Origin of the sequence: Citrobacter sp. MGH103, from assembly GCF_001034475.2 — a bacterium.
Taxonomy (GTDB): Bacteria; Pseudomonadota; Gammaproteobacteria; order Enterobacterales; family Enterobacteriaceae; genus Citrobacter; species Citrobacter freundii.
The window spans coordinates 3,667,060-3,691,953 of record NZ_CP073043.1; the positions used below are offsets into that span (position 1 = coordinate 3,667,060).

General features: G+C 52.3%; 24 protein-coding genes. 7 read left to right on the forward strand and 17 right to left on the reverse strand.

Annotation, left to right across the window (positions count from 1 at the left end):
- Window positions 1-67: 67 nt before the first annotated feature.
- The 3 genes from brnQ to phoB form a co-directional block, all read right to left on the reverse strand.
- The gene (gene brnQ / locus SK33_RS17765) at window positions 68-1,387 is read right to left on the reverse strand and encodes a branched-chain amino acid transporter carrier protein BrnQ (protein ID WP_003021501.1); all 1,320 of its coding nucleotides are present in this window, start codon (window positions 1,385-1,387) and stop codon (window positions 68-70) included.
- Between the two features lie 405 nt (window positions 1,388-1,792).
- Window positions 1,793-3,088, reverse strand: coding sequence for a phosphate regulon sensor histidine kinase PhoR (gene phoR, locus SK33_RS17770; RefSeq protein WP_003021498.1), 1,296 nt, complete (start codon window positions 3,086-3,088; stop codon window positions 1,793-1,795).
- Between the two features lie 50 nt (window positions 3,089-3,138).
- A complete protein-coding gene (gene phoB / locus SK33_RS17775) occupies window positions 3,139-3,828 on the reverse strand; it encodes a phosphate response regulator transcription factor PhoB (protein WP_003021496.1) in 690 nt (229 codons plus the stop codon).
- A 190-nt stretch (window positions 3,829-4,018) separates the two neighbouring features.
- On the opposite strand from phoB, the gene sbcD reads away from it, so the two are divergent.
- The 3 genes from sbcD to araJ all read left to right on the forward strand — a co-directional run bounded on the left by sbcD (window position 4,019) and on the right by araJ (window position 9,726).
- Window positions 4,019-5,221 carry an exonuclease subunit SbcD gene (sbcD, locus tag SK33_RS17780; protein ID WP_048219508.1) on the forward strand — a complete coding sequence of 401 codons (1,203 nt, stop codon included), beginning with the start codon at window positions 4,019-4,021 and terminating at the stop codon, window positions 5,219-5,221.
- Complete coding sequence (gene sbcC, locus SK33_RS17785) at window positions 5,218-8,361, forward strand: exonuclease subunit SbcC (protein ID WP_048219510.1); 3,144 nt, start codon at window positions 5,218-5,220, stop codon at window positions 8,359-8,361. The genes sbcD and sbcC overlap by 4 nt, the downstream gene beginning before the upstream one ends.
- Window positions 8,362-8,553: 192 nt before the next feature.
- A complete protein-coding gene (gene araJ / locus SK33_RS17790; protein WP_048219967.1) occupies window positions 8,554-9,726 on the forward strand; it encodes an MFS transporter AraJ in 1,173 nt (390 codons plus the stop codon).
- A gap of 7 nt (window positions 9,727-9,733) precedes the next feature.
- On the opposite strand, the gene mak is transcribed toward araJ, so the two are convergent.
- Window positions 9,734-10,642 carry a fructokinase gene (gene mak, locus SK33_RS17795; protein ID WP_044712870.1) on the reverse strand — a complete coding sequence of 303 codons (909 nt, stop codon included), beginning with the start codon at window positions 10,640-10,642 and terminating at the stop codon, window positions 9,734-9,736.
- Between the two features lie 91 nt (window positions 10,643-10,733).
- Between mak and rdgC the strand changes: the two genes are divergently transcribed.
- Entirely contained in the window at window positions 10,734-11,645 is a 912-nt protein-coding gene (gene rdgC, locus SK33_RS17800; RefSeq protein ID WP_048219512.1) for a recombination-associated protein RdgC, read from the forward strand.
- Between the two features lie 49 nt (window positions 11,646-11,694).
- On the opposite strand, the gene ppnP is transcribed toward rdgC, so the two are convergent.
- From ppnP to SK33_RS17825, 5 genes are all read right to left on the reverse strand, one after another.
- Window positions 11,695-11,979, reverse strand: a complete 285-nt coding sequence (gene ppnP, locus SK33_RS17805; protein ID WP_003021477.1) for a pyrimidine/purine nucleoside phosphorylase — start codon at window positions 11,977-11,979, stop codon at window positions 11,695-11,697.
- Between the two features lie 71 nt (window positions 11,980-12,050).
- Window positions 12,051-12,728, reverse strand: a complete 678-nt coding sequence (locus SK33_RS17810; RefSeq protein ID WP_003021474.1) for an AroM family protein — start codon at window positions 12,726-12,728, stop codon at window positions 12,051-12,053.
- A 246-nt stretch (window positions 12,729-12,974) separates the two neighbouring features.
- A complete protein-coding gene (gene yaiA, locus SK33_RS17815; RefSeq protein ID WP_003021472.1) occupies window positions 12,975-13,166 on the reverse strand; it encodes a protein YaiA in 192 nt (63 codons plus the stop codon).
- Window positions 13,167-13,192: 26 nt separating this feature from the next.
- Window positions 13,193-13,738, reverse strand: coding sequence for a shikimate kinase AroL (gene aroL / locus SK33_RS17820; protein ID WP_032948673.1), 546 nt, complete (start codon window positions 13,736-13,738; stop codon window positions 13,193-13,195).
- Between the two features lie 186 nt (window positions 13,739-13,924).
- Window positions 13,925-14,380 (reverse strand): YaiI/YqxD family protein, encoded by a 456-nt coding sequence (locus SK33_RS17825; RefSeq protein ID WP_003021467.1) that lies wholly within the window; start codon window positions 14,378-14,380, stop codon window positions 13,925-13,927.
- A 189-nt stretch (window positions 14,381-14,569) separates the two neighbouring features.
- On the opposite strand from SK33_RS17825, the gene proC reads away from it, so the two are divergent.
- On the forward strand, window positions 14,570-15,379 hold the full coding sequence (gene proC, locus SK33_RS17830) for a pyrroline-5-carboxylate reductase (protein WP_032948672.1): 810 nt from the start codon (window positions 14,570-14,572) through the stop codon (window positions 15,377-15,379).
- Between the two features lie 17 nt (window positions 15,380-15,396).
- Here proC and adrA read toward each other — a convergent pair whose 3' ends face one another.
- The 5 genes from adrA to SK33_RS17855 form a co-directional block, all read right to left on the reverse strand.
- Window positions 15,397-16,512: a diguanylate cyclase AdrA gene (gene adrA, locus SK33_RS17835; protein WP_086538773.1), complete on the reverse strand. Its 1,116-nt coding sequence runs from the start codon at window positions 16,510-16,512 to the stop codon at window positions 15,397-15,399.
- Between the two features lie 91 nt (window positions 16,513-16,603).
- A complete protein-coding gene (psiF, locus tag SK33_RS17840; RefSeq protein WP_003021454.1) occupies window positions 16,604-16,924 on the reverse strand; it encodes a phosphate starvation-inducible protein PsiF in 321 nt (106 codons plus the stop codon).
- Window positions 16,925-17,021: 97 nt separating this feature from the next.
- A complete protein-coding gene (gene phoA / locus SK33_RS17845; RefSeq protein ID WP_048219515.1) occupies window positions 17,022-18,437 on the reverse strand; it encodes an alkaline phosphatase in 1,416 nt (471 codons plus the stop codon).
- A 104-nt stretch (window positions 18,438-18,541) separates the two neighbouring features.
- Window positions 18,542-18,784, reverse strand: a complete 243-nt coding sequence (locus tag SK33_RS17850; protein ID WP_003021448.1) for a sigma-S stabilization anti-adapter protein IraP — start codon at window positions 18,782-18,784, stop codon at window positions 18,542-18,544.
- A gap of 248 nt (window positions 18,785-19,032) precedes the next feature.
- Window positions 19,033-20,229, reverse strand: a complete 1,197-nt coding sequence (locus SK33_RS17855) for a multidrug efflux MFS transporter (RefSeq protein WP_003021445.1) — start codon at window positions 20,227-20,229, stop codon at window positions 19,033-19,035.
- A gap of 301 nt (window positions 20,230-20,530) precedes the next feature.
- Between SK33_RS17855 and ddlA the strand changes: the two genes are divergently transcribed.
- Window positions 20,531-21,625 carry a D-alanine--D-alanine ligase gene (ddlA, locus tag SK33_RS17860; RefSeq protein ID WP_003021442.1) on the forward strand — a complete coding sequence of 365 codons (1,095 nt, stop codon included), beginning with the start codon at window positions 20,531-20,533 and terminating at the stop codon, window positions 21,623-21,625.
- A 23-nt stretch (window positions 21,626-21,648) separates the two neighbouring features.
- Here the strand turns inward: ddlA and SK33_RS17865 are convergent, their stop codons facing one another.
- Window positions 21,649-21,867 carry a DUF2754 domain-containing protein gene (locus SK33_RS17865; RefSeq protein WP_003021440.1) on the reverse strand — a complete coding sequence of 73 codons (219 nt, stop codon included), beginning with the start codon at window positions 21,865-21,867 and terminating at the stop codon, window positions 21,649-21,651.
- Between the two features lie 264 nt (window positions 21,868-22,131).
- Between SK33_RS17865 and SK33_RS17870 the strand changes: the two genes are divergently transcribed.
- Entirely contained in the window at window positions 22,132-22,455 is a 324-nt protein-coding gene (locus tag SK33_RS17870) for a DUF2755 family protein (RefSeq protein WP_003021437.1), read from the forward strand.
- Here SK33_RS17870 and SK33_RS17875 read toward each other — a convergent pair.
- Together SK33_RS17875 and sbmA are read right to left on the reverse strand one after the other, a co-directional pair.
- Complete coding sequence (locus SK33_RS17875; protein WP_003847631.1) at window positions 22,440-23,543, reverse strand: DUF1615 domain-containing protein; 1,104 nt, start codon at window positions 23,541-23,543, stop codon at window positions 22,440-22,442. The genes SK33_RS17870 and SK33_RS17875 overlap by 16 nt on opposite strands.
- 15 nt (window positions 23,544-23,558) lie before the next feature.
- The gene (gene sbmA / locus SK33_RS17880; protein WP_003021430.1) at window positions 23,559-24,779 is read right to left on the reverse strand and encodes a peptide antibiotic transporter SbmA; all 1,221 of its coding nucleotides are present in this window, start codon (window positions 24,777-24,779) and stop codon (window positions 23,559-23,561) included.
- Window positions 24,780-24,894 lie beyond the last annotated feature (115 nt).

A 24,894-nucleotide genomic window follows, 5' to 3' on the forward strand; every position in this document is an offset into this window, starting at 1 on the left:
TTAACACAATAAAAAAACCACGGGGCCATGTTAATAGCCCCGTGGTTAAAACTTATTGTCAGTGATATTAGTGTGCGCTGGAGGTCACTTGTCGACCCGCGGCGCGATCCCAGATAACTGCCAGGACCACCATCACGACTGTTGGCATCAACCACGCCAGCCCCTGCTCCGCCAGCGGTAAACGCTGGGTCCAGGCCGGTAACACGTCGCCAATTGCAGAAGCTTTAATGCCATCAAGGATACCAAAAATCAGGCTGATAAACATCGCAGGTGCAATGACGCGGGAAGAATTATGCCACCATGAGCGGGTAAAGCTTAATACAACCAGTGCGATACATGGCGGATAGATAGCCGTCAGCACCGGAATAGAGATCTGAATCAGATGGCTCAGACCCAGGTTAGAAACCACCATCGAGAAGCCGCCGAGGATAAATACCAGCGTACGATAAGACAGTGGAACGTACTGGGCAAAGAACTCTGCGCACGCACAGGTCAAGCCAACCGCGGTGACCAGACAGGCGATGAAAATCAGCGCCGCCAGCAGGAAGCTTCCTGCACCGCCAAAGGTGTGCTGAACATACGCATGCAGAATCGCCGCGCCGTTAGCAGACTGATCGACCAGAATCGCGCTATCTGAACCCAGACGGAACAGCGCGAGATACAGCAGCGTTAAGCCCACACCCGCCATTAAACCCGCCCAAACGGTGTAACGGGTCAGCAGACGTGCTTCAGTAACACCACGCGAACGAGCGGCGTTAACGATAACAATACCAAACACCATCGCGCCCAGCGTATCCATGGTCAGATACCCGTTCACGAAACCATTAGAAAATGCCGCAGTTTGGTAGGCTTCCATCGCATTACTGATCGGGCCTGCTGGCCAGACGATTGCGGCGACAGACAGAACAACCAGCGCCAAGATTTTCAGCGGCGCCAGGAAATTACCCACCGTATCCAGCAGTTTGCCCGGATACAGCGAAACCAGAATCACAATCGCGAAATAGATAACGCTATAGATAAACAGCGGCAGCGCAGAGTCACCGGTCAGCGGTGCAATCCCGACTTCGAAAGAGACCGTCGCGGTACGCGGGGTAGCAAATAACGGCCCAACGGCCAGATAGCAAACAGTCGCCAGTAGCAGACCAGCAACTTTACCGATAGGTGTGCTCAGTCGGTCCACACCACCACCGACTTTCGCCAGCGCGACAACGGTAAGTACCGGCAGGCCAACGGCGGTAATCAAAAAGCCAAAAGCCGCAGTCCAGACGTGTTCACCTGCCTGCAAACCAACCATTGGGGGGAAGATGATGTTTCCTGCACCAACGAACAGTGCAAATGTCATAAATCCCAAAGCGATAATATCGCGCGATTTTAACTGATGGGTCATAAAGTCTTACTGCCTGTGGATGTGGTGTTGAAAATAGTAAATTTTTGCCTTTCCCTGGGGGACAATACAGCGGCATTTTTGCTCAATTCCAGCGGGAAACACTCCCGACCTGGCGCGGCGAAGAATAGTTTTTCGATTTACCGCGTAAATGCAGTCGGTATGACAGCACCTGGAGCGCAATTTAAACGCTTATAACGTTTTAAAGCAAGGTGGGATCCAAAAACCAGAACAATATAGCGATATGAAAAATGGGGTTAGCACAAAACACCATTTCATGGAAAAAGGTATGGGTAATAGTTCGAACAAAAAACAATCAAACGTCGTAAAATTCAGGAGTCATATATTGACCGCATAGAAAAAGCCAGCTTGTGCTGGCTTTTGGAAAGATAATCTTACGAATGTGCTTTAACCGTTACTTTTGGCAATCAAACGTTCCGGGATCACGAAACTAAATCGCGTCCCTTTGCCTGGTTCGCTTTCGATATTCAAACGGCTGTCGTGATGATGCAGCGCATGTTTCACGATGGCAAGGCCCAACCCGCTACCGCCCGTTTGCCGCGATCGCGCCTTATCTACCCGATAAAAACGCTCGGTCAAACGTGGAATATGCTCGGCGGCAATGCCTGGACCGTTGTCTTCCACACAAAATTCCGCCCCCGAGACCACATGCTGCCAGCGTACGGTAATGTGCGTTCCCGCTGGTGTGTGGTTCACCGCGTTATACACGAGATTCGAGATAGCGCTACGCAACTGCTCCTCGTTGCCCCGCACGTTCAGGCTGTTATCGACATCAAAGGTAAACGTATGTTTATGCTGGCTCAGGGTTTGCGCTTCGTGCTCGATCACGCGCAGCATCATGGGCACATCGACTTTCTCATTCAGTTGCAACGTCGGAGCAGCTTCAATTTTTGACAGCGTCAGCAGCTGCTTCACCAGGCCTTCCATACGGTACGTTTGTTCGCGCATGGTATGCAGCGCTTTTTCGCGCGTTGTCCCTTCCAGCGGATGCTCCTGCATCATTTCCAGATAACCTTGCAGCACCGTCAGCGGTGTGCGCAGCTCATGGCTGGCGTTGGCGAAAAAGTTTCGCCGTGAACCTTCCAGTTGGTGCATCTGGGTAACGTCGCGCGCCACCATCAGCAGTTGCTTATCCGTGTAGGGCATCACGCGAATTTCCAGATGCCGTCCGGTATTGAGCACCAGATTGATAGGCCGGCTAAAGTCGCGCGTTTTCAGATATTGTGTGAATTCCGGGTATCGCAGCAGGTTAAGAATATTTTGCCCGCTATCATCCGGCCAGCGCAGTCCCAGAACCTGCTGAGCCAGTCCGTTACACCAGAAGATACCGCCTTCTTCGGTGGTCAACACCACCGCGTCGGGTAGTGATTCCGCCCCGCTGCGAAAACGTTTGATCAGGTTACCCAGTTCTCGACGGCGCTTTTTGTTGCGCAGCTGCATTTGATGCAGCCCATATAACAACGGTTCCCAACTGCCTCGCCCCGGCGGCGGCGTCATGCTTCTGTCGACCCATAGCCACCAGGACAAACGTAATAGATTCCAGAAATGCCAGATAAGCAGGCCCGTTACCGACGCCAGTAAAAACCAGGGCAGGTAACCGAAAAAAGCGCTAAGGATAAATGCCGGTATGCAGCACAGGATCAGCTCCAGTACCAACCTTTTCCATGACAATCGTTCTAGCAAACGTCTTACTCCATAAACGGCCTAATCCATCAGGCCCTGATTCTTGTCAGTCAGAAGCGGGTCGAAAAACGATATCCCGTCCCGCGAACTGTCTGCACCATTCGATCATGTCCGCTGTGCTCCAGCGCTTTACGTAAGCGGCGGATATGCACATCCACTGTCCGGTCTTCCACGTAGACATTGGTTCCCCAGACATGATTGAGGAGTTGTTCCCGGCTGTAGACGCGCTCAGGGTGGGTCATAAAGAAGTGCAACAGTTTGAATTCAGTCGGCCCCATATCCAGCGGATCCTCGCCGGTCATCACGCGATGCGAGGTCGGATCAAGGCTTAGCCCCTGCATCTCAATAACCTCTTCCACCGCCATCGGTGAAATACGACGCAGAACCGCTTTAATACGCGCCACCAGCTCCTTGGGAGAAAACGGCTTGGTAATATAATCATCCGCACCGGTTTCCAGCCCCCGGACGCGGTCTTCCTCTTCACCTCTCGCCGTCAACATCATCACGGGGATATCCCGCGTCATGGCTTCGCGCTTGAGATGTTTAATAAATTGCAGACCCGAGCCGCCGGGAAGCATCCAGTCAAGCAGGACGAGATCCGGCCAGGGTTCATTGAGTTGGTTCACAGCACTGTCATAGTCTTCGGCTTCTACGGGTTGAAAACCGTTTTGCTCGAGCACGAAGCAGACCATTTCACGAATTGGAGCTTCATCTTCTACGACCAGAATACGTCTCGCCATGATTTGCCCTGTTTATAATTAAATCGTTTGCCATCAATACGGTGCCATTATGCGTCAGTTTTATGACAGATTTATGAAAAGATAGCCCAGGTTTAACGCAGCCCGGCGAATTATGACAGCCCGGAGACAAGATATTACCGTCCTTGAAAGGTTATAATCCCCACCACTGTTTTATCGTCATGGAACTCTTATGCGCATCCTTCACACGTCTGACTGGCATCTGGGCCAAAATTTCTACAGCAAGAGCCGCGCCGCTGAACATCAGGCCTTTCTCGACTGGCTGCTGGAAACGGCACAATCCCATCAGGTGGATGCCATTATTGTGGCGGGTGATATTTTCGATACCGGCTCACCACCAAGCTACGCCCGTGAGCTGTATAACCGTTTTGTCGTTAATTTACAGCAAACCGGCTGTCATCTGGTGGTGCTGGCAGGCAACCACGACTCCGTCGCCACACTCAATGAATCCCGCGATATTCTGGCATTTCTCAACACCACGGTCGTTGCCAGCGCCGGTCATGCGCCGCAGATTCTGCCGCAACGTGACGGCACGCCGGGGGCGATTCTGTGCCCGGTTCCTTTTTTACGTCCACGCGACATCATTACCAGCCAGGCCGGGCTAACCGGGCAAGAAAAACAGCAGCATTTGCTGTCAGCCATCACCGACTATTACCAGCAGCAGTATCAGGATGCCTGCACACTGCGTGGTGATCAGAATCTGCCCATCATCGCGACCGGGCATTTGACCACCGTCGGCGCCAGTAAAAGTGACGCCGTCCGTGACATTTATATCGGTACGCTGGACGCCTTCCCTGCACAAAACTTCCCTCCGGCGGACTACATCGCGCTGGGCCATATTCACCGGGCGCAGGTTATCGGTGGCACGGAGCATATTCGCTACTGCGGCTCGCCGATTGCGCTCAGTTTTGACGAGTGCGGCAAAAGCAAATGCGTGCATCTGGTGAGCTTTGAAGCAGGGAAACTCAACGCCGTCGAGAATCTCACCGTACCGGTCACCCAGCCGCTTGCGGTACTGAAAGGCGATCTCGCCGCCATTACCGCCCAGCTTGAGCAGTGGCGCAACGTACAGCAAGAGCCGCCTGTGTGGCTGGATATTGAAATTACCACCGATGACTATCTGCATGATATGCAGCGTAAAATCCAGGCCTTGACCGAAGATTTACCGGTAGAGGTGTTATTGGTGCGCCGCAGTCGGGAACAGCGCGAACGTATTATGGCCAATGAACGTCGTGAAACATTAAGCGAGCTGAGCGTGGCGGAGGTTTTTGACCGCCGACTGGCGCTGGAAGAACTCGAAGAACCGCAGCGCGAGCGGCTTAATCAGCTGTTTAGCGCAACCGTACAGACGCTTGCCGGGGAGGCTGAAGCATGAAAATTCTCAGCCTGCGCCTGAAAAACCTCAACTCCCTGAAGGGAGAATGGAAAGTCGATTTCACGGCAGAACCTTTTGCCAGCAACGGGCTGTTCGCCATCACCGGGCCCACAGGCGCGGGGAAAACCACCCTGCTGGACGCAATTTGCCTTGCGCTGTACCACGAAACGCCGCGCCTGAATACTGTGTCACAGTCGCAAAACGACCTGATGACCCGCGACACAGCGGAGTGTCTGGCCGAGGTGGAATTTGAGGTGCGGGGCGAAGCCTACCGCGCATTCTGGAGCCAGAACCGGGCACGCAACCAGCCTGAGGGCAACCTGCAAGTCCCGCGCGTAGAGCTGGCCCGCTGCGCCGACGGTAAAATCCTCGCCGATAAAGTCAAAGACAAGCTGGAGATGACCGCCGAGCTTACCGGGCTGGATTACGGTCGTTTTACCCGTTCCATGCTGCTCTCTCAGGGCCAGTTTGCCGCATTTCTCAATGCCAAACCAAAAGAGCGCGCCGAGCTGCTCGAAGAGTTAACCGGTACTGAGATCTACGGTCAAATCTCCGCCATGGTGTTTGAAAAGCACAAATCAGCGCGTACGGAGCTGGAAAAACTGCAGGCCCAGGCCAGCGGCGTGGCGCTGTTAGCGCCAGAGCAGGTGCAATCTCTGACAGAAAGTTTGCAGGTACTTACTGACGAAGAAAAACAATACCTTACCAGCCAACAAACCCAGCAACAGCACCTCAACTGGCTCATTCGGCAAAATGAGCTACAAACGGATATAAACCGCCACCAGCAGGCATTACAGGCAGCGCTTCAGGCGCAAGAAGACGCGCAGCCGCAGTTGGCGGCACTGAGTCTGGCACTGCCGGCCAGGGCGTTACGCCCGCACTGGGAGCGAATTCAGGAACAAACGGCTACTATCGAGCGTACGCGCCAGAAGATTCAGGAAGTGAATGCTCGCTTACAAAGCAGCTTAACGCTGCGCGGGCGTATTCGTCAGCAGGCGCAAATTCAGTCGACCTTGATGCTAGCCGAACAACAGACGTTAACCGACTGGCTTAATGAGCATGATCGCTTCCGCTTATGGAGTAGCGAACTGGCAGGATGGAAAGCGCTGCTGGCTCAACAGTCCGACGCCAGCACCCAGCTACGCCAATGGCAGCAGCTGCGAGAGAACGACACGCGTAAGCTCAATGCACTAACGCTTCCCGCGCTGACCCTTTCGCCGCAGGAGGTAACGGATGCGCTAGCGCAACATGTGCAGCTTCGCCCGTTACGCCAGCGGCTGAGCAATTTACACGGGCAAATCACCCCAAAGCAAAAACAACTGGCACAGTTACGCGCCACGCTTGTACAGCGTCAACAAGAGTTGACCCAGCGCAACGCGGTGCTTGCCGAAAAACGTCAGCGCTATAAAGATAAAAATCAGCAACTTACTGATGTGAGAGTCATTTGCGAGCAAGAAGCCCGCATCAAAGATCTGGAAAGCCAACGGGCATTGTTGCAATCCGGCATGCCTTGCCCGCTATGCGGCTCCACCGCACATCCGGCGATTGAACGCTATCAAACGCTCGAACTGAGCGTGAATCAGACGCGGCGTGAGGCACTGGAAAAAGAGGTCAAAACGCTGGCCGATGAGGGTTCAACGTTACGCGGCCAGCTTGAGGCGATAACCCAGCAACTTCAGCGGGATGAACGCGAAGCACAGACGCTTTCTCAGGAGGAGCAAGCACTTACTCAAGAATGGCTGACCGTTACCGCCAGCCTCAACGTCACGCTGCAACCGCAGGATGACATTGCCCCGTGGCTGGCCGCTCAGGAAGAGTACGAACAACAGCTTCACCAGTTGAGCCTGCGTCATACCTTGCAGGCGCAAATCACCGCGCATACCGAGCAGATTACCCAGCTCCAGTTGCATATTGACCAGCGCCAGGCGACGCTAACCGCCGAGCTTTCCCGTTATGGTCTGGCCCTTCCGCCTGAGGATGACGTCGCCTCATGGCTAAGCGAACGGGCGAACGAAGCACGAATGTGGCAACAGCGTCAGAATGAACTGACCGAGTTACAGGCCCGGATTGCCCAGCTTGCGCCGCTGCTGGAAACGCTGCCTGAAACCGAGGCGCTTTCTGAAAACATTGAGGATTTGTCGCTGGAAAACTGGCGTCAGGTGCACGACGATTGCCTCTCTTTACAGGGACAGTGGCAAACCTTGCAACAGCAGGAGGCGCAGGACGTTCAGCGCGCCGCGGAAATCCAGGCGCAGTTTGATGCCGTATTAAAGGCCAGCATCTTTGCCGATCGCGACGCCTTTATTGCCGCCCTGCTGGACGAAGAGACCTTTAATCGCCTGGAGCAGTTGAAGCAATCACTGGAAGGCCAGCGACAGCAGGCGCAAACGCTGGTTAATCAGGCCCAGCAGGCACTGGCGGCTCATCAACAGCAGCAACCAACAGAAGTGGATCTCACGCTGACGGCGCAGCATCTGCACGACGCGCTGGCGCAGCTCACCCAACTGCTACGCGATAATACTACTCGTCAGGGCGAAATTCGCCAGCAGCTCAAACAAGATGCTGAAAACCGCCAGCAGCAGCAGGCGCTGATGCAGGAGATTGAAAAAGTCGCGCAGCAGGTCGAAGACTGGGGGTATTTGAATGCGCTGATCGGCTCGAAAGAGGGAGATAAGTTCCGCAAATTTGCCCAGGGGCTGACGCTGGATAACCTCGTCTGGCTTGCCAACAACCAGTTAACCCGTCTGCACGGTCGCTATTTGTTGCAGCGCAAGGCCAGCGAAGCGTTAGAGCTGGAAGTGGTTGATACCTGGCAGGCCGATGCCGTACGTGATACGCGTACGCTTTCCGGCGGCGAGAGCTTCCTCGTGAGTCTGGCGCTGGCGCTGGCATTATCTGATCTGGTCAGCCACAAAACGCGGATTGACTCCCTGTTTCTCGACGAAGGTTTCGGCACGCTGGACAGCGAAACGCTGGATACCGCCCTGGACGCGCTGGATGCGCTCAACGCTACCGGTAAAACCATTGGCGTCATCAGCCACGTTGAAGCGATGAAAGAGCGCATTCCGGTACAGATCAAAGTGAAAAAAATCAACGGTCTGGGCTACAGCAAACTCGACAAAATGTTTGCGGTGGAGTAATCGGCCAGCGGATGTGGTGTCACAGGCCGGATAAGCGCTAACGCTATCCGGCACGCTAGGTAGCACAATATTGCATACTCAGGGACGGATATGAAATGGCATTCCACTTCACTTATCCGCAAGCTATCGCTATTGGCGGCGAACATTCGTCGCTATGACGCATATCCTGCGTCTTTCTTGTTGGCAGGTGGTATGAAAAAAGTCATTTTCTCTTTAGCGCTCGGAACATTTGGGCTGGGCATGGCCGAGTTTGGCATCATGGGTGTCCTCACTGAGCTGGCGCGGGACGTGGGAATTTCCATTCCTGCCGCTGGCCATATGATTTCGTTTTACGCCTTTGGCGTAGTGCTGGGCGCGCCCATTATTGCGATCTTTTCCAATCGCTTTTCGCTCAAACATATTTTGCTGTTTCTGGTCACCCTGTGCGTGATTGGCAACGCCATCTTAACCCTCTCTTCCTCGTATTTTATGCTGGCGGTGGGCAGGCTGGTTTCCGGCTTCCCTCATGGCGCATTTTTCGGCGTGGGCGCGATTATCCTGTCGAAGCTGGCCCGTCCGGGAAAAGTCACTGCCGCCGTCGCGGGCATGATTTCGGGGATGACCGTTGCCAATCTGGTTGGCATTCCCGTCGGCACCTGGCTGAGCCAGGAATTTAGCTGGCGCTACACGTTTCTGCTGATAGCCGTCTTTAATATCGCCGTAATAGTCTCGGTCGCTTTTTGGATCCCCAACATTAGCGATGAGGCAAAAGGGAAACTGCGCGAACAATTTCACTTTTTGAAAAGCCCCGCCCCGTGGTTCATTTTTTCCGCCACGATGTTTGGGAACGCCGGGGTTTTCGCCTGGTTCAGCTACGTCAAACCGTACATGATGTATATCTCCGGCTTCTCCGAGGCGCTAATGACCTTCATCATGATGCTGGTGGGATTGGGAATGGTGTTGGGAAATCTGCTAAGCGGTAGGCTGTCAGGCCGTTATACGCCGCTGCGAATTGCGGTAATAACCGACTTCGTCATTGTGCTGGCTCTGCTGCTGCTTTTTGCCTTTGGCGGCATCAAAGCCGCGTCGCTGACCTTCGCTTTCATTTGCTGCGCGGGTCTGTTTGCTCTGTCGGCGCCGTTGCAAATTTTGCTGCTGCAAAATGCTAAAGGGGGAGAACTACTGGGCGCGGCTGGCGGGCAAATTGCCTTCAATCTCGGCAGCGCGATTGGCGCGTACTGCGGTGGCATGATGTTGACGCTGGGATTTACCTACAACTACGTGACGCTGCCGGCTGCACTGCTGTCGTTTTCTGCGATGTCCTCGCTGCTGCTCTATGGTCGCCTGAAGCGCGGCGTGCAACAACAGGTTGCACCCGCGACATAACAACCGTTTATACGTGCGGCCACAGCCAGGCCGCACCGCGCACGCCGCTGGAGTCACCGTGCAACGCCTGGCGTAGAGGCGTTTCACACTCGCCGCCAAAAACAAATTGCTGCATCAACGTCGGAACGTTTTGATACAGTCGATCGACATTGCTCATTCCGCCACCCAGCACAATGACGTCCGGATCGAGAATATTCACCACATGTGCCAGTGATTTCGCCAGACGAAGCTCATAGCGGCTCAACGCTTGCTCCGCAAGAGTATCCTGCGCATTAACAAGGCTGATAATTTCACTGCCTTTGAGCGGCTTACCGCTCAGGCGCTGGTAGTCGGTGGCAAAACCGGTCCCGGAAATGAAGGTTTCAATGCAGCCTTGCTTGCCGCAATAACAAGGGACTTCCTGCCGATAACGCAGCTCATCTTCGTCCATCCACGGCAGCGGATTATGCCCCCACTCCCCTGCGGTACCGTTACCGCCGGTGTGTGCCCGACCATTCAGCGCCACGCCTGCGCCACATCCGGTGCCTATAATCACCGCAAACACGGTTTGCGCCCCCGCCGCCGCACCATCCACCGCTTCAGAAACCGCCAGACAGTTGGCATCATTTGCCAACCGCACTTCGCGATTCAGACGCGCACTCAGGTCTTTGTCAAAAGGTTGCCCGTTAAGCCAGGTCGAGTTGGCATTCTTTACCACCCCGGTGTAGGGCGAGATTGAACCGGGAATGCCCATTCCAACGGTTCCCGTCTGCCCGGTGGCGTTTTCCGCCATCTCCACCAGCATGGCGATGGTTTCTATCGTTTGCCGATAATCATCACGCGGCGTGGGCAGGCGATGGCGAAAAAGCTGTTCGCCCGCATCGCCAAGCGCAATAACTTCCGTTTTCGTACCGCCCAAATCGATACCTATACGCACTGTTTGCTCCTCTTCCCGATTAACAATGCAAGCATAGCGACAATTCGCTATCATGCCCGCTGGATTTAACGACAAGGCCGTGGAAATTATCATGCTGTGGTTCAAAAATTTAATGGTTTACCGTCTTAGCCGCGATGTTTCTTTGCGTGCCGAAGAGATGGAAAAACAGCTGGCATCAATGACGTTCACCCCTTGCGGTAGCCAGGATATGGCAAAAATGGGCTGGGTTCCGCCGATGGGATCGCACAGCGATGCATTAACGCATACCGCCAATGGCCAAATTATTATCTGCGCCCGCAAAGAAGAAAAAATTCTGCCGTCGCCGGTTATCAAACAGGCGCTGGAAGCCAAAATATTCAAACTGGAAGCTGAGCAAGGTCGCAAACTCAAGAAGACCGAAAAAGACTCACTGAAAGATGAAGTTCTGCACTCATTGCTGCCGCGCGCCTTTAGCCGCTTCAGCCAGACAATGATGTGGATCGACACCGTCAACGATCTGATCATGGTCGACTGTGCAAGCGCGAAAAAAGCGGAAGATACGCTGGCGCTGCTGCGTAAAAGCCTCGGTTCGCTGCCGGTCGTTCCGCTGACGATGGAAAACCTTATTGAGCTGACGCTGACCGAATGGGTTCGCTCCGGCACAACAGCACAAGGATTCCAGTTACTGGATGAAGCTGAACTGAAAGCGATCCTTGAAGACGGCGGTGTGATCCGCGCGAAAAAGCAGGATCTGGTCTGCGACGAAATCGCCGTGCATATTGAGGCGGGCAAACTGGTCACCAAGTTGGCCCTCGACTGGCAGCAGCGTATTCAGTTCGTTATGTGTGACGACGGCTCCATTAAGCGTCTGAAGTTCAGCGACGAGCTGCGCGATCAGAACGAAGATATCGACCGTGAAGATTATGCTCAGCGTTTTGATGCCGATTTCATCCTGATGACAGGTGAACTGGCGGCGCTGATTAAAAGTCTGGTGGAAGGATTAGGCGGCGAAGCGCAACGTTAGCCCTGTTTAGCGAATGGCGACACAATATCGCCATTCGTCATTTTTACGCTTACAAATAGCGGCAAAGATAGGATGTTGGCTCTGCTACCTGCAGATGAAACTCACTGTTGCCCGGTACGTTAAACACGTCGCCTGCGGCATATACTTTCCACTCGGTTTCCCCCGGCAGCAGCACGTTCAGTGCGCCACTAACCACCGTCATCTCTTCAGGCGCCGCAGTACCAAAGGTATATTCACCTTCAGCCATCACGCCTACACTGGCGCGGCCAGTACTGCTGCTGGTAAAACCAATCGATTTTACTTTGCCGGAAAAGTATTCATTACTTTGAAGCATACAACTGGCCCTATCTCGTGATTAAGTTAGGAACCAATATAGGGGGCTGACGTTCCACCTGTCACGCAAAATTACGCCAGCAATTCCGAAGCTAGTCGGGCAATCAACACATTGGACAGCAAAACCGGGACATCCAGCGACTTTTGCAGTAAATCACGATGGCGTTGATGAAAACCCAGGCAGTCCAGCATGAGAACATCAGCGCCTTGCTCAAGGAGATATTTCCCGGCATCAATCAGCTGTTGTTCAGAACCTTCTACTGGATTCGCTACGGCATACACTGGCGGCGTTTGTAACACCTGCCACTTTTGTGTCTGGGCTTTGAGCAATTCAGCAACAGGTACTATGACCCCAACCTGATGCCCTTCGACAATCGAAGCCACTAACGGGGGAATAATGCGTATGGGTTCCAACAAGATGCTATTGCGGGCGGTCAGACGGGTGATTGAAGCGGTACTCATCAGCAGGATCACGTCAAAGCCCTGATTATCCAGCACCTCCACGATACTTTGTAGCGAGCGTTCTACCTTCAGGCGCGAGACATGTGCAAGCTGATGGTCGCTAAGCAGCGTTAATAACAGCTCATCACCGGGTGAAGCTCCGTACTCAGCCATCACATCTTCTCGCTGCATCTGCCCCAGCAGACTGTGGTGAGTAATGTGCTGTTCATCAATATATTCCGTCAGGAGCGGTAACACCTCACACATCGGCACAACGCCAATCGTGAGGATAGCCAACGACGTACTCATTTGTTGCTCCACCGTTTTCTTACTTTGCCGTGAAATCCCGGACACGTGCCGGACGCTAACCTGTGCTACAAATGCTCAAAAGCGTAGCAGTAGATCGGCGGTGCATTGTGTAAAGATTCCAGATCATTCCAGTACTGGATTGTTATTGTTTAATTTTCAATTTTTACTGTATACAGCGAAATTTAAAAAAATGTGATGCACGCCCGGACTGGCACTTTTAAGACTCGTGCCAGGGCGGTCTTCATATCAGGTTTTATCGGGGTCTTCGTAGCGTTTTTTAGCATCCATCGCTTCCTGAGCCGAAGGATGCTCACTGATCAACGAATTCGGTTTAGGGTGATCGGCACGAAGTTGATACCAGGTTACCGTCTGGCCTGGCGTCCCTTTTTCAACCGTAACAATGGTCGCTTGACGTGGGTAAGGTGGTTGTGTCGGCATAGTTCTTCCTTTTCACTGGATGAACATTAAGTATAGACACCGCCCTGCAACCGTGGCGCTGCCTGCGCCAGTCTCCCAAGAATGTCTTCCACCACCTGCGCAGGCGCATTGGTGGCATCAACGATATAGTGCGCGGCTTCGCGATACAAAACATCTCGCTGGGCGAGCACTTCCTGCACTTCTTCAGTCAACGGCTTGCCGGTTAAGGTAGGTCGTAATCCTTCTTCAGGCGTGGCCTCCAGACGATCAACCAGTACCGATACTGGTGCGCTTAAATAGATAACCACGCCGTGGCTGCGCATGTAGTGGCGGTTAAATTCGGTAAGAATGATACCGCCGCCAGTCGCAACAACCGTTGCTGGTGCTGTGACAGCCTGCAGAGCGGTCGTTTCCTGGGCACGAAACCCTTCCCACCCTTCTCTTTCGACGATTTCCGCCACGGTCATTTGCACGTGCGATTGCAACCAGCGATCGGTATCAACGAACTGGAAATCAATAGCCTTTGCCAGCGCCATACCGGTTGTCGTCTTACCACACCCCCGGGGGCCAACAAGAAAAAGAGGTTGCGTCATCACAGAATTTCCCCAGAGAGCCGCCAACAAGCGGGATCTGATGCGGTTAAAAATATAATCATATCATCAAACTAGTACATCGCCAAAATCGTAAAGAAAAAATTACAGAAAGAATGGCGAGATGAGTTAACCCCTACTATAACAAGAATTCACAATGAATAAAGTGTAAACAATAAATTACACATACTATTTTCTACGCTGAACTTCCAGCCACCACTTATCCAGTTCAGCCGCAAAATGCTGTCTGTCGCGGGACGAAAGGCTGTCCGGCCCCCCGGTCTGAATACCGCTGGCGCGTAGCGTATCCATAAAATCACGCATCATCAGACGCTCGCGGATCGTGGCTTCGGTATAACGTTCGCCACGCGGGTTAAGCGCCGCCGCACCTTTTTCAATCACTTCAGCCGCCAGCGGAATATCTGCCGTTATCACTAAATCGCCGGCGCTACACTGACGCACAATCTCGTTATCAGCCACGTCAAAGCCCGCAGGCACACGTAATGTGCTGATGAAACGCGAAGGCGGGACGCGCAGGCTTTGGTTGGCCACCAAAACAAGCGGCATTTGCATGCGCTCAGAAGCGCGGTACAAAATGTCTTTAATCACATTCGGACACGCATCGGCATCCACCCATATTGTCATAACTTCTCCTCACTGGTGTGCTGCCGCACATTGTCGCGTGCTTTTACTTTCAGGCAAAGTGCTGTTTCTCCTTCTGAACATATTCATTCCGCGCTAAGCTTAGCTTTCCCAGATTTACCCTAAATAATTCAAGTTACTTAAACTAATTAGGGTATAAAACAATGAATATCATCCATAGGGAGTGACAAGATGGACAAGAAAATTGGTTTTATCGGCTGCGGTAATATGGGCAAAGCCATTCTTGGCGGCATGATCGCCAGCGGTCAGGTTCTCCCCGGACAAATCTGGGTCTATACCCCTTCCCCCGATAAGGTCGCCGCGCTACACGACCAGTACGGCATTAATGCGGCGCAGTCTGCACAAGAAGTCGCGCAGATCGCTGATATTGTTTTTGGGGCCGTAAAGCCAGGCATTATGATTAAGGTGCTGAGCGAAATTACCTCCAGCCTGAACAAAGACTCCCTGGTCGTCTCAATTGCCGCAGGCGTCACCCTCGATCAGCTTGCCCGCGCGCTGGGTCACGATCGTAAAATCATTCGCGCAATGCCAAACACGCCGTCGCTGGTGAACGCCGGAATGACCTCCGTCACGCCAAACGCCTTAGTCACGCCGGAAGATACGGCTGACGTGCTGAATATCTTCCGCTGCTTTGGCGAAGCTGAAGTCATTGCGGAGGCAATGATTCATCCGGTCGTTGGTGTCAGCGGTTCAGCACCGGCCTATGTATTTATGTTTATCGAAGCAATGGCAGATGCCGCCGTTCAGGGGGGGATGCCCCGCGCGCAGGCTTATAAATTTGCGGCACAAGCGGTAATGGGTTCGGCGAAGATGGTGCTGGAAACGGGTAAACATCCTGGCGAATTAAAGGATATGGTGTGCTCACCAGGTGGAACCACCATTGAGGCGGTACGCGTCCTGGAAGACCGCGGTTTCCGTTCATCAGTAATTGAAGCGATGATTAAGTGCATGGAGCAATCGGAAAAACTCAGCCGCTCCTGAGTTAACACCGCCGGACGTCATGCCGCCGCTTCAGTGCGGTTACGTCCGGAATTCTTTGCTTTATAGAGCGCCATATCTGCTGATTTTAACCATTCTCTATAGTGTTCAGTTTCAGATGTCAGCGGCGCAACGCCCACGCTAATGCGCAGGTCAACCTGCGGCGCGCAAGATAAACGCAGTTGGGTAAGCCGTTCGTGAACACGAGACATCGCTGCAATCGCGCTGCTCGCCGACGTGCCACACATGATTACCGCAAACTCATCACCGCCAAAACGCCCAATCACATCGCTACCGCGTAAGGTCATCTGTAACTGGCGGGTCAGTGCAACAATGGCCTGATCCCCTACATCATGGCCCCAGGTATCATTGATACTCTTAAAATGGTCGATATCGATGATAAGAAGCGTGGCATCACGCTGATGGCGGCGGCAATTATCAAATTCATTACGCAGCAACAGCTCCCAATGACGTCGGTTATACACACCGGTCATCCCATCTCGCGTACTCATAACCTGTAAGCGACGTTTATGTTCTGCCAGCCGGATGAGCGTCTTATAACTCACCCAGGCAAACAGCAACGGGTAAACCACTAACACTGGCAGTGACAGCAGCACGCTCAGCTGCGTACTGCTAAAAGCCACGGGGATATCCGTTAACTGTAACGTCACCAGGCAGGAAACCACCATCAACACGGCGCCTGCGATGAAGACTCGCATACCTCCTGCGCCCATCAGGTTGATACAGATAATCATCAACAGCGCCGTGGATGGCAGCAAGTTTATCCCCATAATCCCCATCCACATCCCGGCGAGGATGGCATCGGCTTTTAAGTTGGTATATTCGCTATGCAGTGGATCGACAGCTTTACTTGCCAATTGCCATGCCAGATGTGGCCAGACAAATGCCCATCCCACCAGCAAAAGCCACCAGCCTCCGGTTATTGGCTGAGAAACTAATACCGACGCGATAGGGAAAAACATTCCCCCCAATCCCACTGCTCGCGGCAGCCTGATTCGTCGGGCAAATCGCAGACCGGAACGTTGGTGGTCATTTTGATGAAGCAATATAAATGCTTCATTTGAGACGACCTTCTTTTGATAAAAATTTTCATCATTCATCGTATTTGGGAATATTCTGAAACAAATTTCCCAAATTATAGGAAGGGGTCTGGCGGCGGAAGTATGATATTTCGGGTGAGCGATTTTATCTGCTCACCCGGAAGTGCTAAGCAGATTTTTTCAGGCAAGCACTCATAAACTTATTACGATCATCGCCTTTCAGAGACTGTTCTGTAGCCTTGACGTTGCATTCACGCATTTTCTGCTGCTGCGGCGTCAGACTCTTTTCCTCAGGCCCAGATTTACTGTTTTTCAGGCAATCACTCATATACGTCTTACGCGCATCCCCTTTTAAGGTTTGCGCCGTTGCCTGCTGATTGCAGGTGGTCATACGTTGTTGTTGCGGGGTTAATGTCTTCTCGGCAGCACCGACGGTAGTTAAAAAAATAAGACCAAAAAGCAACGTCATTAATAATGTAATTTTCATAGCTCCATCCTTTTCTGAACGACGACACACAGGTAAGTTTGGCTGCTAACGATAAAAATACCACCCGACGGCAAAAGTATTGCCGCCGGGCGTCGGGTTATTTCAGTCCTAACGCCGCTTTCATGGTGTAGAACAGGTCGGTTTGATCGGTCAGGCCAACCACATTCGCCGCATGAGGGCCATAGGCTGCAATACGCAGTTGGCTGCCGGTGTGCTCCTGGGACTCTTCTTCAGAGTTGCCATAGCTAATGACCATCACCGCGCCATCTTTGGTGTTCAGCGCTTGCGTTAAACCGGGTGCTTTAGTATCCGGCGCAACTATCTGGCTGGCATGCGCGTGGTCAGCGGTTACCACGACCAGGGTGTTGCCATCTTTCTTCGCAAAAGCAAGCGCACGCTGCACCGCTTCATCCAGATCGACAGTTTCACCAATTTGTCCACACGGGTTAGCGGCGTGATCTTGTTTGTCGATTGACGCGCCTTCCACTTGCAGGAAGAAGCCTTTCTCATTTTTGCTTAACAGCTCAATCGCTTTATCCGTCATCTGTGCCAGAGTCGGCACGCTGTCGCTACGTTTTGGATTTGGCGTGCAGGTCACTACCGGCTTATCCAGATTTCCGTGATAAGACGCTTTCGGGCCTTCCCAACGCACTGGCATATTACCGTCAGAGAACAGACCCAACAGCGGTTTATCCTGATTCGCTTCGGTAATCGCCGCCAGCGTCGCGGTATCACTCACCATCTGGTAACCACGGGCCTGTGCTTGTTCACGCAGCGTTTTACCCTGCCACTCACCTGCCGTAGCGGTTTCAGTAAAAGTCTTTGCCCCGCCACCTAACGTAACATCCGCACGGGCATTCAATAATTGTTCGGTAATCGACCCTTTACCGCCTTTTTCCAGCGCGTTCGTCGGGCATTTTTCAGCCGTCACGCTCGGGCCATAGCATTTACGCGAAGTGACATGGGCAACCAGCGCGGCCGGCGTGGCATCCTGCAATTCAGCCGTGGAAACGTTGCCTGTCGCCAGACCCGCCGCTTTGGCCATTTCCAGAATAGTAGCGTGATCTTTCTCATGAATATCAACGCCCAGAGCACCATTGTAAGTTTTAACACCGGTCGTCCACGCCGTCGCCGATGCTGCAGAATCTGTCACATAATCGGGCTTGCCGGTTTTCTTATCCAACGCATAATGTGTATATTGTCCGGTCAACGGTAAAGCATCAATACCTTTAAAAAAGCCGCCCGCGCCTTCAGCATAATTTCGCGCTGCCGTTATTTCGGAATCACCCATCCCATCGCCAATCAGTAAAATAATATTTTTGGCCGGTTTGTCGTTCAGGGATTCGCGCAGAGCCGCGGTTTGGTCGGCAGACAATCGGCGAGCGCCACCCGGCGTGGAGATATCACCTTGAGCGGCACGATTATCCAAAACCGCTACAGTAGATGTTTCTGCATTAATAACCGGGGTAAACAGCAAAGGTAACAGGGCAATAGCGAGTGCGCTTTGTTTCACTTTATATTCTCCATGTATAAATACGGTAAAATTAAAACAAAGCGACTATAAGTATTTGATGTGACACTTTTATGATAATTTGTGGGTGCCCCGCCACAGATGGTTCAAAACGCTTTTGGTACGATCTCGCAAGCGTTATGTATGTTCGTCAGAAACGCGGGCATGCGGTTTACATCAGCCAGCGCCCCCTCAATTTGACGAATAAATATTTGCCGATCGTTCCACGCCATATTGCGCAGCATTTCGATGATTACCCGCTCTAACGTTTCGACCTGTACCGCCAGATCTTGCGACTCTTCTTCTTTTTGCGCGAGTTTAAGTAACAACTCAGTGACGAGGTTTTTCATTTGCCTATTCCCTTAACAAAATATGGGTCACGTTATCATTAAGGCTCACGACTGCCTAGAGGATGAAAGTTGTATTTTTATAAGTAATAAAACGATTTGCGAAAACAATCACAACACAAAATAAGGCTAAATGCGTCTTGACGCAGAATGATTCAATATAAAAAGGTAAGAAAATTAATAATCACACAAATATATAATACACAATTATAGATTAACAACGCTGACAGGCAGCGTTGTTAATCAGGAACTCAACGCCCCCCGCGCCGACGTCGCAACGCAATAGCCAATTGCCAGATATTGATAAGCACAATGCTTGCTGTAGCAATGAACACCCAACGGAACCCCGCCATTGCCGAAACCGTCGCCCCCATTAATGGCCCGGCGACGTTGCCGAGATACATAAATGACTGGTTATAACCAAAGATGCGCCCGGTTATCTGGTCGCTGGAGTATTTCACTAACAGCGTCTGCACCGCCGGCAACATCGCACCGTCGGCAAAGCCAAGCAGAAAACGGAGAACTCCCAACTGCAACGGCGTGGTGACCCACGACATAGCGAAAAACAGCACCACCGCGAAGATTAACGTCGCCATTAAAATCCGCTCAGTACCAATACGGTCGCCTAATTTACCAAGTCGAGGCGCGGAAATCAGAGCAGAAATGCCCGGTACAGAGGCTATCAGCCCGCTGAGAAAGGCAATATTCGAACTATCTGGGACCATTGATTTAATAAACAGCGCCAGAATTGGCCCAATTGAACCGTTACACAGTTGAATCACCATGGTGGTAAAAAACAGGCTGATCACCAGCGCCGGATGTGAAAGCGAGGCAAATACGGCCTTCCCACTCAGACGTTCACTTTTTTTAATCGTCGGACGAACGCCCTCTTTGATCAAAAACAGTGTGACCAGAAAACTCACCACCAGCAAAGCGGCGGTAATACAGAATACCGCCCGTAAGCCAACGTGATCGGCAATAAAGCCCCCCATTAACGGTCCACCAATGACACCGCTGATTTGCGCCGTCGACAGCGTACTCAGCGCCCAGCCGCTGCGTTCACGCGGAACCTGTGACGCGACCAGCGCCATCGCATTAGGAATATAACCGGAGGTTAACCCCATCACCCCGCGCAGCAGAAAAAGCTGCCAGACGTTAGTAGCAAATGCCTGTAGCAAAATCGCAATGGCCATACCCAGTGAGGCCCGCAGCAGCATTAGCTTGCGTCCTTTGCGGTCGGCTAAACTGCCCCACATTGGAGAGACAATAGCTGAAATCAGGAAGGTGACGCTGAACGTTAATCCGGACCACATTGAGAGCGCTTCATGCGAGGTCACGCCCAGTTGGGAGATATAGAGTGGTAAAAAAGGCAAGATTTGGCTAATCGCCAGTCCGGTAAAAAAGCACCCGAACCAAACGGAAATAAGGTTAACTCTCCAGGATTCCATAAGGACTCATAACGATAAGTAGCTGAAAACTGCGAGCAGCTTAACAAATTACTTAGCTGAATAAGGGTCCACTGGTGCGATAAATCACAGTTTAGTATTTTATCTTCCCGCTCATCATATTTGTGATACAGCTCACATCAAACCCATAATATAAGCAGGGGATTATGCTTCGCGTGCGGGCCGCTTGTTTGTTGTGTTCTATTCCCCTGTCGTCAGCCAAAACAATCTGCCAGAAGCCGAGGAAACCTGCGTTTTGTCGTGGTAATGTATGTGCTTTGCATTCATGGAATGGGTTTTTAAGATGGCAAAGTTGCGGGTAGGAATCGTATTTGGTGGTAAATCAGCGGAACATGAAGTGTCATTGCAATCGGCAAAAAATATTGTCGATGCCATCGACAAGACTCGCTTTGACGTTGTGCTGTTAGGTATTGATAAACAAGGGCAATGGCACGTCAGCGATGCCAGTAATTATCTGCTCAATTCAGACGACCCGGCGCATATTGCATTGCGACCTTCTGAGACCAGCCTGGCGCAGGTACCGGGTAAACAAGCGCACCAGTTGATCGATGCACAAAACGGTCAACCGCTGCCGACGGTCGATGTTATTTTCCCGATCGTACATGGCACTCTGGGTGAAGATGGCTCTCTGCAGGGCATGCTGCGCGTGGCAAACCTACCGTTCGTAGGTTCTGATGTGCTGGGTTCTGCGGCCTGTATGGATAAAGACGTGACCAAACGTCTGCTGCGTGATGCCGGATTAAACATCGCGCCATTTATTACGCTCACTCGCGCCAATCGCAACAGCATCAGCTTTAGCGAAGTGGAATCCCGCCTGGGTCTGCCGTTGTTTGTAAAACCGGCCAACCAGGGATCGTCCGTTGGCGTCAGCAAAGTAACCAGCGAAGCCCAATACGATCAGGCCGTCGCGCTGGCATTTGAATTCGATCATAAAGTCGTGGTGGAGCAAGGGATCAAAGGCCGCGAGATCGAATGTGCTGTACTGGGCAACGATCATCCGCAGGCCAGTACTTGTGGAGAGATTGTGCTGAACAGCGATTTTTACGCTTACGACACTAAATACATTGACGATAACGGTGCCACAGTTGTCGTTCCGGCAGCAATTGCACCAGAGATTAACGACAAGATCCGCGAAATCGCCATTCAGGCCTACCAGACACTGGGCTGTGCCGGCATGGCGCGCGTGGACGTTTTCTTAACTGCTGAAAACAACGTTGTGATCAATGAGATCAACACGCTGCCAGGCTTTACCAACATCAGTATGTATCCGAAACTGTGGCAGGCGAGCGGTTTAGGCTATACCGATTTGATCACTCGCCTGATCGAACTGGCGCTGGAACGCCATGCTGCGGATAGCGCGCTGAAAACCAGTATGTAAACCCGCCAGGATGCCTGATATAGCTATTGGGCATCCTTTACTTCATCATCTTCAACGCGGCGACGGATGATTAATCCGGCCAGCCAAAAGCTAATCACCCAGGTCACCAGCCCCACCGCATAGGTTTGCCACCCCTGCGCTTCAAAACCGAGTAAGCCCACCACGCCGTTGAGAATAAAGATAAGCCCAATAGCGAAGGCATAATAGTGCCAGTCTCGGCGGATTTTAACAGGCAGGTTCATAACGGCTCCGGTGGATATACAACATGAAAACGCATCCTCGCACATTTCCTCATACACGTCTGTGGCCTGTGCGGAATTTCTGAAATGTAAATTAATTTCACTTAAAGTTGCGTAATTGTGATGTTAAGCAAAAAACCGAAATCCAGGAATAATCTCTACCTGAAATTACCATCATTCTGATATTGACATTGCCGATCACCTGTCAGACTCACTTTCAGTTACAGGCATTACGTCAAAAAAAGCAGGTTATTTCCGGAGGTCTTTATGGCTGATTTTACGCTCTCAAAATCCCTGTTTAAGGGCAAGCATCGGGATCCCTCCTCCCTGCCCGGCAACATTGCGTATGCCGTATTTGTGCTATTTTGCTTCTGGGCAGGCGCGCAGATTTTAAATCTGTTGGCCCACGCTCCCGGCATCTATGAGCAGTTGATGCAGTTACAAATGCAAGAGACAGGGCGCCCACGAGTTGAAATCGGCCTGGGCGTCGGAACCCTTTTTGGACTGGTCCCTTTTCTCGCCGGAAGCCTGATTCTTGGCGCCATCGCGGCATTCGCGCGCTGGCGCCGCCGTCATCATAACGATGACTGACCCATACATTTCGCCCGACGATCGTCCACGCGTTTAGCAAACCACGCGGTAGTCAGATTACGTGTGATCTTCGGGCTTTCAAGTTGAATGCCAGGGAGCATTTCACGGGGAAGCGTTTTCCCGGCCTTCGCTTCCGCCAGCTTATAAACCTTCTCGTACAGCGCAGTCTCTTCAAAGGCCAGGCTGTCGCCTTTTTGCAGCTGACGGCGGATCTCACTCTCGCTCATGTCCAGCTTCCCGGCCAGTTTACGTACCGCCAGCTCCGTTTTGCCCGGCTCGCTGCTGCCATAGAGAATTAAATCACCGTCCATCGCCAGCTTCACGCCGCTGGCTTTACTGACCGCATTCTGGAAAGCTGCATTGCGGCTGGCATACCACCCGGCATTGAAATCGGCGAAGCGGAAAATTGGCGCACTGTAATTCGCCGGGTAGTTAAGCAGATGATACGTACCGAACCACAGCCCACCGCGGCGGCTAAATACTTCCTGGCGCACGGTTCCCGCCATTTTCCACGGGTAGCCGCTGGCATGCTGCTCAGCAAAGGCGATGCTAACCTGCATCGGCCCACCGGTATGCACCGGATTAAGCGAACCAAATAACGTCTGCCCCATCGGTACCATGTTGATAAAATCATCAAAGATCGCGCTAAGCTGTTTTTCGGTTTTCACCGTATCCAGCCGCTCGCTGTAGCTTTTCCCCGTTGGCGAGTTAATCTTCAGCGCGGTATGCACCACAAATAGCGGGATGTGCATACGCTCGGCACGACGATCGATCTCTTTCCAGGCGATTTTACTTAAGTTCGGCACGGCTGGATCCGCCTGGTAATTTGACTCCTGTTGCGCGACCGCCAGCACCGAACAGATATTTTCAACCGTCGGCGCCAGCTTCTGGCTTTCAAAAGTCTTTGCCAAATCCTGCGCCCATGCGTCCCGGTCTTTCACGCTGGCGGGCATTTTCTGGCGCACCACGCTCGCCACATCGACGGCTTTCTCCCCCTTTTTTAGCGGCTGCGCGGGTTGGCTACTACATCCCACCAGCACCAGTGCTGCCAGACCAGACAAGGGGTAAAGACGGGAAACCGTCGACATAACATCTCCTTATTATTAACTCAGCGTATGGGTAACTTCCTGAATATCCTGACCATCAAGCTCTCGTTCAAAGCTGCGCAGACGCTTATAAATAGACATCAGTTCCACTAACGTTGTCCAGGAGTTAATCAGATACTGGAACGAGCCGCGCACCTGGCCAAACACGTTGGTGATTTGCGTCATCAGGCCGAGCGTAATCGTACCGGCAACAATCGACGGAAACAGCAGGAACAAGCCGAAAACGTTATCAACCTGCAGGTAAAGAATACGGGCGATATTGAAGTACATATAGTGAAAATAGAGACGGAAGTAATTTTGGCGTACCGCATGAAACAGTTCACGCACCGTCGGTGGCGTCGCACGGTTGCCATCATCTTCGCCATAGACCAGTTCTTTACGATAGGCCGCTTCCACGCGCTGGTTTTTAAACTCCAGCCCAGGAAGTTTTATCCCGACCACGGCCAGCAAACCGGTTCCCATCAGCGACCAGACAATCGCGGCAATCACCAGGCCATAAGGCACATGTCCAACAATCGGCAGGTCAGGAACATGGGCAGAGAGCGTAACCAGTACAGGCAGGAAGGCAATCAGCGTCATAATCGCGTTGATAAAGCTGACGCCCATATCTTCCAGCGTAGAAGCAAAACGCATGGTGTCTTCCTGCACACGCTGCGCTGCGCCTTCGATATGACGCAAATGCTGCCAGTGCGCCATATAGTGTTCGTTCATCGCGGTACGCCAGCGGAACACGTAGTGGCTGACGAAGAAGTTGTTCATCACGCCAATGACCACGGCTATCAGCGCAATGCCGAGAAAAATGCCAACTTCATGATAGAACTGCTCAATCTTCACCTTGTGTGGTGCGCTGAGCGCAGTTTGAATTAGGTCATAAAATGGCGCGTACCAGGCGTTGACAGCGACGCCGACTTCAACCAGAAACCAGGTCACAAAAATAATCAGCGATGTGCCCAGAATAGACCAGTACTGCCAGCGGTGTGGGCTGTAGAGAAACCAGAACAGCGCGAACACCCCGACACAAAGAATGTAGTACGCATAAAAAATCAGATAATCCAACGACCAGAAACGCGCTGCGCTAATAGGTACGTCTCCCGACGCGCCGGTAATATGTGCAACCCAGGCTCCCCCACCTGCTTGCCAGAATACAACGGCGACTAGTGCCCAAATAAATGCCGAAATAAAGAACGGCCCCGGCTTTGGGAAAAAAGACTTAAACATAGTGCTCTCCTGCTAACTTCTTATCGTTATGACGACTGCTGTGCATTTGCCACCGTGGAGTGCGGAGGCCAGACGGCTTACGCCCAAAAACACAAGCTGAAACCGACAATTGTGA